The organism is Streptomyces sp. NPDC050625, assembly GCF_040654755.1.
In the GTDB taxonomy this organism is placed as follows: domain Bacteria; phylum Actinomycetota; class Actinomycetes; order Streptomycetales; family Streptomycetaceae; genus Streptomyces.
This window is the reverse complement of record NZ_JBFAIQ010000015.1, coordinates 199,429-209,122: the sequence shown is the minus strand read 5'-3', so window position 1 is coordinate 209,122 and position 9,694 is coordinate 199,429. Positions and strand designations below refer to the sequence as shown.

7 protein-coding genes are annotated in these 9,694 nt (G+C 72.5%); 2 read left to right on the top strand and 5 right to left on the bottom strand.

Going from position 1 to position 9,694, the window contains the following annotated elements; genetic code table 11:
- Positions 1-86: 86 nt before the first annotated feature.
- Positions 87-731 (bottom strand): chaplin, encoded by a 645-nt coding sequence (locus AB0I54_RS29210; RefSeq protein ID WP_363299155.1) that lies wholly within the window; start codon positions 729-731, stop codon positions 87-89.
- Between the two features lie 273 nt (positions 732-1,004).
- Between AB0I54_RS29210 and AB0I54_RS29205 the strand changes: the two genes are divergently transcribed.
- Positions 1,005-2,576, top strand: a complete 1,572-nt coding sequence (locus AB0I54_RS29205; protein ID WP_363299154.1) for an alpha/beta hydrolase — start codon at positions 1,005-1,007, stop codon at positions 2,574-2,576.
- Between the two features lie 19 nt (positions 2,577-2,595).
- The gene (locus AB0I54_RS29200) at positions 2,596-3,168 is read left to right on the top strand and encodes a DUF4232 domain-containing protein (RefSeq protein WP_363299152.1); all 573 of its coding nucleotides are present in this window, start codon (positions 2,596-2,598) and stop codon (positions 3,166-3,168) included.
- Here the strand turns inward: AB0I54_RS29200 and asnB are convergent.
- The 4 genes from asnB to AB0I54_RS29180 all read right to left on the bottom strand — a co-directional run bounded on the left by asnB (position 3,141) and on the right by AB0I54_RS29180 (position 9,665).
- Positions 3,141-4,982 carry an asparagine synthase (glutamine-hydrolyzing) gene (asnB, locus tag AB0I54_RS29195; protein ID WP_363299151.1) on the bottom strand — a complete coding sequence of 614 codons (1,842 nt, stop codon included), beginning with the start codon at positions 4,980-4,982 and terminating at the stop codon, positions 3,141-3,143. The genes AB0I54_RS29200 and asnB overlap by 28 nt on opposite strands.
- A gap of 281 nt (positions 4,983-5,263) precedes the next feature.
- The gene (locus AB0I54_RS29190; protein ID WP_363299150.1) at positions 5,264-6,043 is read right to left on the bottom strand and encodes an alpha/beta fold hydrolase; all 780 of its coding nucleotides are present in this window, start codon (positions 6,041-6,043) and stop codon (positions 5,264-5,266) included.
- A 65-nt stretch (positions 6,044-6,108) separates the two neighbouring features.
- A complete protein-coding gene (locus AB0I54_RS29185) occupies positions 6,109-7,245 on the bottom strand; it encodes an alpha/beta fold hydrolase (RefSeq protein WP_363299149.1) in 1,137 nt (378 codons plus the stop codon).
- Positions 7,242-9,665, bottom strand: coding sequence for a thioester reductase domain-containing protein (locus AB0I54_RS29180; protein WP_363299148.1), 2,424 nt, complete (start codon positions 9,663-9,665; stop codon positions 7,242-7,244). Before AB0I54_RS29180 ends, AB0I54_RS29185 begins: the two co-directional genes overlap by 4 nt.
- Between the last annotated feature and the right edge of the window lie 29 nt (positions 9,666-9,694).

Here is a 9,694-nt window from a genome sequence, read left to right as displayed (position 1 = left end):
CCCGCCCGGCCCGGGGGGGTGGGGGGGCACGGCCCGCCGGCGGCCCCGCGGAGCGCGGCGGGGGGCCCCCCGGGCGGCCGCCCGCGTCAGCGCTGCGGCCGCGGGCGGAACCGTCGGTACAGAGCGACGCCCGTGATGAGGAAGGCGGCGCTGCCGGCGAGGGCGGGCGCGGTCAGATCCGTACCCGTGTGGGCGAGGGCGACGGAGGTCTGCGGCCGGGCCCGGTGGGGCGGCGGCGTGCGGGGGTGGGCCCGCGGCGGGACCGGGGCCGTCGGCTGATGGGGCCTCTCGCCCGGGGTGTTCACGGACTCGTTGCCCGTCCCCGGGTTGCCCACGCCGACCACGTTCACGCTGTTGCCGCTGACGTTCACCGGCACATGGACGGGGAGCTGGACGGTGTTGCCGGAGACCACACCCGGCGCATCCTCGCCGCCGCCGTGCGCGGTCGCACCGCCGGAGGACGTGGTCCCGGCGCCCCCACCGCCCCCGCCGCCCGCGTTGTCGCAGGTGTTGCCCGCGGCGGGGTCGAGGAGTCCCCCCACGTTCACGGTGTTCCCGCACACGTTCACCGGGACGTGCAAGGGGAGCTGGATGGTGTTGCCGGAGATCAGCCCCGGCGAGTCGGCCGCGGAGCCGTCCGCGCCGGAATCGGCGAAAGCCGGCATGGTCACAGCCATCGCGCCGGACGCGACGGCGACGGCGATCACACCGTTTCGGGCAACCCTTCTCATAGGTTCCCTGCCTTCCAGACATGGTTGCGGGCACTCACCCGCCCCCGGTTGAACGCAGACGAACCATCCGAGTTATGGCTTATCGGCCTTTCGGCCCGATCGAGTGACACGGCCTTCGAACCAGTCGTAAAACCGTCGAATACTCACTGTGCGTGCGGATGATACGACACTCCGTGTCCGTCCGCTGGCCCGGAGGCGGGTGCTCCGGGGCCCGCATATCGTGAGCGAGGGCGCTGTCCCCCGGTCCGCAGCATGACGTCCCTGGAGGCATCGATGCCGGCCACACTGTCCCCGCGGCCCGTTCTCCGGCGCTGCGCGGGCGCCGGAGCGGTCGCCCTGGCCCTGGTCGGGGCCGGGCTGCCCGCGGCGGCGTCCGACACCCCGCCCCGGCCCGACCTGTCCCGTTTCTACCGCCAGAAGGTCGTCTGGACGGCCTGCGCCGGCGACGACAGGGCCAAGGACCTGGAGTGCGGAAAGGTCACGGTCCCGCTCGACTATGAGAAGCCCGAATCGGGCACGCTCGACCTGGCGCTGGCCCGCTATGCGACGACCGGGAAATCCCGCGGCTCCGTGCTGCTGAACTTCGGCGGTCCCGGCGTCCCTGCCGTCGACCAACTCGCCACCGACGGCAAGGACTTCATGGAGCTGACCAACGGCTACGACGTGGTCGGCTTCGATCCGCGCGGCGTCGGCCGGTCCTCGCCCGTCAGCTGCGGTGACGCCGACAACACGGGCTCGGGGACGGCGGAGCGGCACGCCGATCTCACGGACCCGCAGGCGACGCTGGCCTGGCTGCGCAAGGTGGCCCTGCGGTGCACCGCCCACTCCGGCCCCGTCCTGCCCCACATAGGCACCGTGAACGCCGCCCGGGACCTCGACGTCATACGCCAGGCCCTCGGCGACAAGAAGCTCAACTACCTCGGCTTCTCCTACGGCACCAAGCTCGGCGCGGTGTACGCGGCCCAGTTCCCCGACAAGGTGGGCCGGATGGCGCTGGACGGCGTGGACACGCTGACGGATTCCCTGGCCGAGCAGGGGGTGACGACCGCCCAGGGGCAGCAGACGGCCCTGGACGACTTCCTGGACTGGTGCGTGGCGGACATCGCCTGCCCGTTCGGGCGGGACCGGCGGCTGGCCGGGAGCGGGGTCGTCAAGCTGGTGCGCTCGCTCGACGAGAACCCGGTGCCCTCGGACTTCGGCGGGCAGTTCACCGGCCAGGACCTGGTGAGCGCCATCGGGCAGGCCCTGTACAGCAAGGACCTGTGGCCCTCGCTGGAGCGGGCCGTGGCCTCGCTGGTCGACGACGGGGACACCCGGGGGGTGGAGAACTTCGCCTACGGCGGCATGACGGTCCCCCGCGGGCGCGGCGGCGGGCTGGTCGACGCCGCGGACGTCCCGGCCGACAACACGATGGCCGCGCTGCTGGCGATCAACTGCGCCGACGACCCGGACCGCCCCACGCCCGGACGGATCACCAAGGATCTCGAGCGGCTGCGCGCCGAGTACGAGCAGGCCTCGCCGGTGTTCGGGCGGCACCGGCTCACCGAGGTGCTGATGTGCTTCGGCCGCGCCAAGGGCACCGACTTCATCCGGCACGAGGTGAAGAACGTCGACACGGCGAAGATGCTCCTGGTGGGCACGCGCGGCGACCCCGCCACGCCGTACCGCTGGACCGAGCAGACGGCCCGGCGGCTCGGCCCGTCGGCCGTGGTGCTGGACAACAGGGGCGAGGGGCACACCGGGTACTCCTCCTCGAAGTGTGTGCACCGCAGGATCGACGATTTCCTGCTGTACGGCTCCCTGCCGCCCAGCGGGAGCTCCTGCGGGCCGGACACCCGAACCTGACCGAACAGGGGAACACTTGATGCGTCTTCGCGCCACCGTCGCCGTCCCGGCCGTCGCGGCCACCGCCGCCGCCCTGCTGCTGGCCGCACCGCAGGTCGGGGCCGCCCCGCAGGCCAGGGCCGGGACCTGTCCGGAGAAGTACCTCACGGTCCGGGCGCAGGCCTCGGCCGCCGATCCGGCCGTGGTGCGGATCAGCGTCACCAACCGGGGCGGCCGCACCTGCACGCTCGACCCCGTCCCCACGGTCACCTTCGGTGACCTCGACGGCGCGGCCCTGCCGGTGCCCGCGCGCGCCGGCGGAACGTACCGGCTCGGGGTCGGCAGGACCGCCTGCGCGGCCGTACGGGCGATCGCCGACCCGGCCGATCCCGAGGCCCGCCGGGTGGGCACACTGACTGTGGCCGGGGACTCGTCCCACTGGGGGCGCTCCTTCACCGCGGCCGAACTGGGCGCGGGGGCCACGATCCGGGTGTGGGAACCGGTGACGACGTGGTGGCAGCCGTCGGCGGCGGACGCGGACCGCGCGCTGGAGCGGGGGCGAACGGAGTCTCCCTGGTCGGGCGGTCAGCCGAAGGACAGCTCGGGCGTGTAGAGGTCCAGCCACATGGCCAGGTCGAGGGCGCCTTCCATGCCGTGCCGGGCCGACTGGGTGCTCACCGGGGTGTCGCGGTGGGCGGCCCGGTGCAGCTTCTCGCGGTCCACCAGGTCGAAGACCCGGTGGCCGGGGCGGGCGAGGAGGTCCTTGACCTGCTGCTGGAGGGCGAGGCCGTAGCGGGGGTCCTGGGTGGACGGGTAGGGGCTCTTGACCCGGTCGTACACGGAGCGCGGGACCACGTCCGCCGTGGCCTCCCTCAGCAGGCTCTTCTCGCGTCCGTCGAAGGACTTGAGGGACCAGGGCGTGTTGTAGACGTACTCGACGAGCCGGTGGTCGCAGTACGGCACGCGGACCTCCAGCCCGACGGCCATGCTCATCCGGTCCTTGCGGTCGAGCAGGAGACGGACGAAGCGGGTCAGGTGGAGATGACAGATCTTCCGCATCCGGTACTCGAAGTCGCTCTCGCCGTCGAGGCGGCGGACGGCGGACACGGCGGTGCGGTAGCCGTCGGCGATGTACGCCTCCAGGTCCAGGGTCTTGGCGAGATCGGGCTGCAGGACGTTGCTGTCGTCCCCGAAGTGCCGGGCGGCCATGGCCAGCCAGGGGAAGGTGTCGGCGGCCCGGGCCTCCTCGTCGAAGAACTGGAGGTAGCCGCCGAAGACCTCGTCGGCGGACTCCCCGGACAGGGCGACCGTGGACTGGTCGCGGACGGCCCGGAACAGCAGCAGGAGCGAGGCGTCCATGTCGCCGAAGCCCATGGGCAGGTCCCGGGCCCTGATGACCTTGGCGCGTACGCCGGGATCGGCCAGGGTCTGTGCGTCGAGGACGATGTCCTGGTGGTCGGTCCGGGAAAGGCGTGCCACGTCGTGCACGAACGGGGTGTCCGGGGTGGCGCGCAGTTCGTCGGCGACGAAGTTCTCGCTCTGGCCGACGAAGTCCACGGAGAAGCTGCGGACCTTCTCGCCCTGTTGGGCGAGTTGCAGGGCGGCGATCGCGGTGAGGGCCGAGGAGTCGAGGCCGCCGGAGAGCAGGGTGCAGCGCGGGACGTCGGCCACCAGTTGGCGGCGCACGATGTCGTCGAGGAGCGAACGCACGGTGGCGATGGTGGTGTCGCGGTCGTCGGGGTGCGCCCGGGTCTGAAGGCTCCAGTAGGTCCGGGTACGCAATCCGGTGCGGTCGACGGTGACCACGGTGCCGGGTTCGACCTCACGCATGCCCTCCCACACCGCGTGGCCGGGGGTCTTGACCAGGGTGAACAGCTCGCGCAGGCCGTCGAGGCCGACGCGGGCCCCGGCCAGCGGGTTGGCGAGGACGGCCTTGGGTTCGGAGCCGAACAGGACGCCGTCGGAGGTGGGGAAGCAGTAGAGGGGCTTGATGCCCATGCGGTCGCGGATCAGGACGAGTTTGTCGTGCCGGCCGTCCCAGACCGCGAAGGCGTACATGCCGTTGAGGTGCTCGGCGACGGCGTCGCCCCATTCGAGGTAGCCGCGCAGGACGGCCTCGGTGTCGGAGTCGGTGGTGAAACGGTGGCCGTGGCCGGTGAGTTCGCGGCGGAGTTCGGTGAAGTTGTAGGTCTCCCCCGAGTAGACCAGCGCGACGGTTCCGTCCGGTGTGCCGGCGGTCATGGGCTGGCGGCCGCCGGGCAGGTCGATGATCGCGAGTCTGCGGTGGCCGAGGGCGGCGGGCCCTTCGACCCAGGTGCCGCGGTCGTCCGGGCCGCGGCAGGCCATGGTCTCGGTCATCGCGTCCACGGTGGCGGCCTCACCGCGCAGGTCGCGGTCGAAGGAGACCCAGCCGGTGATGCCGCACATGCCCTACCTCCAGCCTCTGGTCCCGCGGCGCACCGCCGAACCAGATGCATCCAGCACCTATATGTCGAGCGTGTGCCAGACACGAGGGCCGGTCAACGCGGCCATCACCTGAACGGCCGAACCTCATGACCCTTTCGGCCGCGTTTTGCCCGTGCGAGGGGGACGGATCGCCGCCGCACGGGCCCGGTCCCGCCGGGAACCGGCCATGGGCAAAGACTTCCCCAAACAGCGAGGGAGCCGGGCGCGGCGGGACCGGGTCAGGTGCGGCGGGGCGGGCCGGGTCAGGCGGGGGCGGTCACGAACGAGTCCACCGCCGCCGTCAGCTCCGCCGGCTTCTCCACCGGCAGCTCGTGGCCCGCGTCGATGATCCGGACGACGGCGTTGGGGTAGGCCTTCGCCATCCGGAGCATCTGCTTCACCGGCAGCTGGATGTCGTGGTAGCCGTGGATCAGCAGGGTGGGCGTGCTGATCTCGCCGACCCGGTCGAGGACGTCGAAGGCCCGCATGGCGCCGTACAGCGTCATGACGACCTCGCGCGGGGTGTCGGCGGAGGCGCGGACGTACTCCTGGATCTTCTCGCGCGGGTAGCCCGGGGCGAAGGCCCGCTGGATGTTGGCGGCGACGAACAGCTTGAAGGGCACGAGGGTGGACACGCCCATCAGCAGGCCTCGGCCCCGGCTGTAGGTCATCCGGCTGATGGAGTCGACCAGGACCATGCGCTCGACGCGCTCGGGGTGGGACAGGGCGATGGTCTGGGAGATCATCCCGCCCATGGAGTGCCCGATCAGCACGAAGCGCTCGACCTTCAGGTGGTCGAGGAGGGCGAGGACGTCCTTCGCCAGCTCCTCGATGGTGCGCACCCCCGCCCCGCTGCTGTCGCCGTGCCCGCGCAGGTCCAGCCGGATCACCCGCCGCTTCTCGGCGAAGTGCGCCACCTGGTGGTCCCAGCGGTGCCGGTTGGCCGTCCAGCCGTGGACGAACACCAGGGGCACCCCGTCGCCGTCGCGGGGACCCTCGTCGTCGTACGTCAACGCGGCGCCGTCGACTTCGAGCTGCGGCATGTGAGGGCCCTCCTGGGTGCGGTCCGGTTACTGCCCGGTACGGTAACCGGCCGCCCCCTCCCCCGTCACCGTCGTTCGCCGAGGAATTCCAGGATGTGCCCGAACACGTCGAGGGCGGCGCCCCGGCCGATGAACGGGTCGAGATGGCCGTATCCGGGGATCTCGGTGTAGGCCACGTCGAGCTGCGGCTGCCGGTGTGCCAGCACCTCGTGACACAGTCGCTGCGAGTCCAGCCAGAGCCCGTTGTCACTGCCCGCGAGGAGCAGCAGCGGGGTGTCGATGCGGCCGGCCGCGTCCAGCGCGTTGGGCGGCAGCGCCCTGTAGCGGTGGTCGGTGTCGTGCCAGCGCACGACGCTGCGGGCCAGCTCGATCCGGCGCAGATGCGGAAGGATCCACAGGGGCGCGGGGCCGAGGAGTTCGGCGAGCCGGTCGTGGGTGGCCTCGGCGAGGTTCTCGTGCACGAAGAGCGAGGCGCCCGTGCCCCAGGCCGAGTTGTGCAGGATCTGGCAGGTCGGGTCGGGGCAGTCCGCCCTGCGTGAGGCCAGCGCGAACAGGGGCGTGTACTTGGACCACAGGCCGACCTTGCGGAAGTCGACCGGGATGTGGTCGATCCGGGTCTTCAGCAGCTCCCCCGCGACCGACATGCGCAGCGAGGTGCGGCCCGCCAGCTTCGGAGTCAGGAACACGCCCTGGGAGACGACTCCGGCAAGGCCCGGCACCAGACCCGCCGCCATGCTCATGGACAGGCACAGGGAGCCGATGCAGTGGGCGACCACGAACAGCGGCCGGTCGCCGATGCGTTCGCGGATGTGGGAGACGGCCTCGGGGATGTCGTACAACGCCACGTCGTCGTAGGTGTACCTGCGGCCGGTCTCGTTGTACGGCAGCCGGCAGCTGCCCCGCCAGTCGAGCAGCCAGGGCTCGTAGCCGTCGTCGAGCAGGACGTCGACCATGTTGCGGGTCTCCGGCAGCAGGAACATGTCCGCGGAGGCGGTGTGCCCGTGCAGGAGCAGGACGGCGGGGCGGCCGGTGTCCACGGGGCCGACACGGGTCAGGCCGAGCCGGACGCCGTCGCTCGTGCGGAAGGGGATCTCCTCGACCCGGGTGGGGTCGAGACGGTGGCGCAGCGGGCGCGGGGCCGCGGTGGTCCGGACCTTGCGGAGCGCCGGCCGGGTGCGGGAGGTCGTGGCCTTGAACATCATCGGTTGGGCTCCGTGAAAGTCGGGGTGCGGCGCAGGTCGAGCAGGTCCGCGGCGGCCCGGGTGAACGGGCCGAGCAGTCCGCGGCCCATCTCCAGGCCGAACCAGGCGAGCCAGGTCAGCTTGGCGGCCCGCTTCTCCTGGCCGGTCAGGCGCGGATCGACCTTGATGCCGTCGATCTGGTCGCGGACGTAGGAGTCGGCGGGTACGACGACCTCGCCGAGCAGGCTCGCGGCCTCGCCCTCGCGGCCGATCTCGACGGTCAGGGCGCGGGTCTGCCGCCACAGGTCGCGGCGGGCGCGGGCGTACTTGCGGCCCTCCAGCCACCACTGTCCGCCGTCGGCGTCGCGCAATCGCAGGCGGTAGCGCAGGAGTTGGTGCCTGAGGCCGTGCTGCTGCGGGATGCCCTCCTCGGGGCGGATCCAGACGTCGCCGCGCTCGACGGTCAGCGGGCGGGGGTGGATCGCGGAGCAGGTCACCTCGCCGGTGACGTCGATCCGGCGCTCCTTCACCAGCTGGTACATGCTCGCGATGGACAGGGTGAGCGCCATCGAGCAGGGCGTCGAGGCACTCGCGCCGACCGGGCCGACGGTGCCCTCGGTCGTCTCGGTGAACCACAGGTAGGGCTGGTCGTCCTTGTGCGGCAGCCGGGCCAGACCGTCGCCCGCGAGCTTCTCGAAGGTCTTCATCTGGGCCCGTGCGTCGTAGCGGGCCGCGGGCGGCAGGCCGAGGGCCGCGACGAGGAAGTCGGTGCGCTCGCTGCCGGCCGCGGGGCCCTTCAGGGTGGCCTCGACCAGCTTGAGGGCGGAGGCGCTCTGCAGCACCCGGCCCAGGAAGGCCAGTTCGGGTATCGGTTCGGCTTCGAGCCGGGCCAGGGCGTCGGTGCGCCACTCGTCCCAGTCCTGGACGCGGACGTGCATCCCGCCGAGCGCCATGTCCTGTACGACGTCGTCGAGGGTGTTGGGGACGCCGGTCAGGTTGTAGTCGAAGCCCCAGGCGTCCGGCTCGCAGATCGCGGCGACGGCGACCCGGCTCACCCAGTCGACCGGGGCGGCGTTGAGGTAGCGGAACGCCGGTACGGTGCGGAAGCGGCCGAAGGCCGAGATCAGACCGCTGCTGAGGTCGAGCGGGTTGTAGGCGCCGGTCCTGGTGTGGCCGCCGATGCCGCCGGGGCGCAGCGCGGTGACCACCAGGCCGTGGTCGCGGGCCCGCCGGAGCGCGACCTCGGCGGCCCACTTGGACTGGTCGTAGCCGGAGATGAGCCGGTCGATGTGGGCGAGGGGGTCGTCCTCGCCCATCGCGGTGATGCCGACCTCGTTGAACACCGCGATCGAGGAGATGTGGTGCAGCGGCTTGGGGCGGCCGGTCGCCGCGAGTTCGGCCAGGGTCAGCGTGCCGAGGACGTTGCTGCCGCGCAGGGACTGGTAGCCGCGCAGGAAGTCCACGGCCGCGGCGACGCCGACGACGCTGTCGAGTTCCTGGGCGAGGCTGTGCCACAGCTCGTCGGACAGTCCGAGACGCGGGCGGCGGATGTCGCCGGGGAGCACGGTGACCCGGCGCCGTACCTCCGACGACCAGGGCAGCCGGTAGCTGCGCAGCTGCTCGGCGAGCCGGGCCTCGGCCGCCTTCTCGTCGGCGGCGCGGACCAGGCAGTACACATGGGCGTCGCTGTGCCGCAGCAGGTCGAGCAGCATATGGCCGCCGAGGAAGCCGGTGGCGCCGGTGAGCAGGATCCGCCGGGGCGGCAGCGGTTCGGGTACGTCGGTGAAGGGGAGCCGGTCGGCGAGGGCGAGGTCGGCCAGGATCTGGTCGAGGTCCTCCTGGCGGGCCCTGGAGTGGCGGTCGCCGGTGGAGCGGGGGGTGCTGGGTACGGCGGGTGGGGTGCGGGGCGCCGGAACGGGGAGGGTGCCCGGAGCCGACGCGGGGAGGGAGCCGGTGACCGCCGGGGCCCCTGCCGTGCCGGAACCGTTCTCCGCCGGGGCTGGTGCGGCGCCGGAGCCGGTGCCCACGGGCGCCGCTGCTGTGCCGGAGCCGTCCTCGGCCGCCGCCGTGCCCGCGATCACCGGCAGCCAGCGCCGGGCCAGGCTGATCGGCCGGGCGTCGGCGAAGACGTCGTCCAGGTCGACCTCGATGCCCAGCTCGTCCTCCAGCTCCGCGATGAGCTCCACCGCGTGGACGGACGTACCGCCCGCATCGAAGAAGTCGGCGTCCGGGGCCAGCCGGCCGGAGGGCAGGTAGCGGCCCGCCGCGGTGGCGATGGTGGCGGCGAGGCCGTCCACGTCCCGGACCGGCGGGGCGGGCGCCGGTCCGGCCGCCGCCGTCTGCAGCCGGGCCAGCAGGTCGGTCACGCCGAGCCCGCCGCCGCCCCGCTCGATGGACTCGGCGGTCGACTGCCTGCCGCCGTCGTCGTTCAGATCACGCATGAGAGCCCTTCACGTTGTGCACTGTCCTG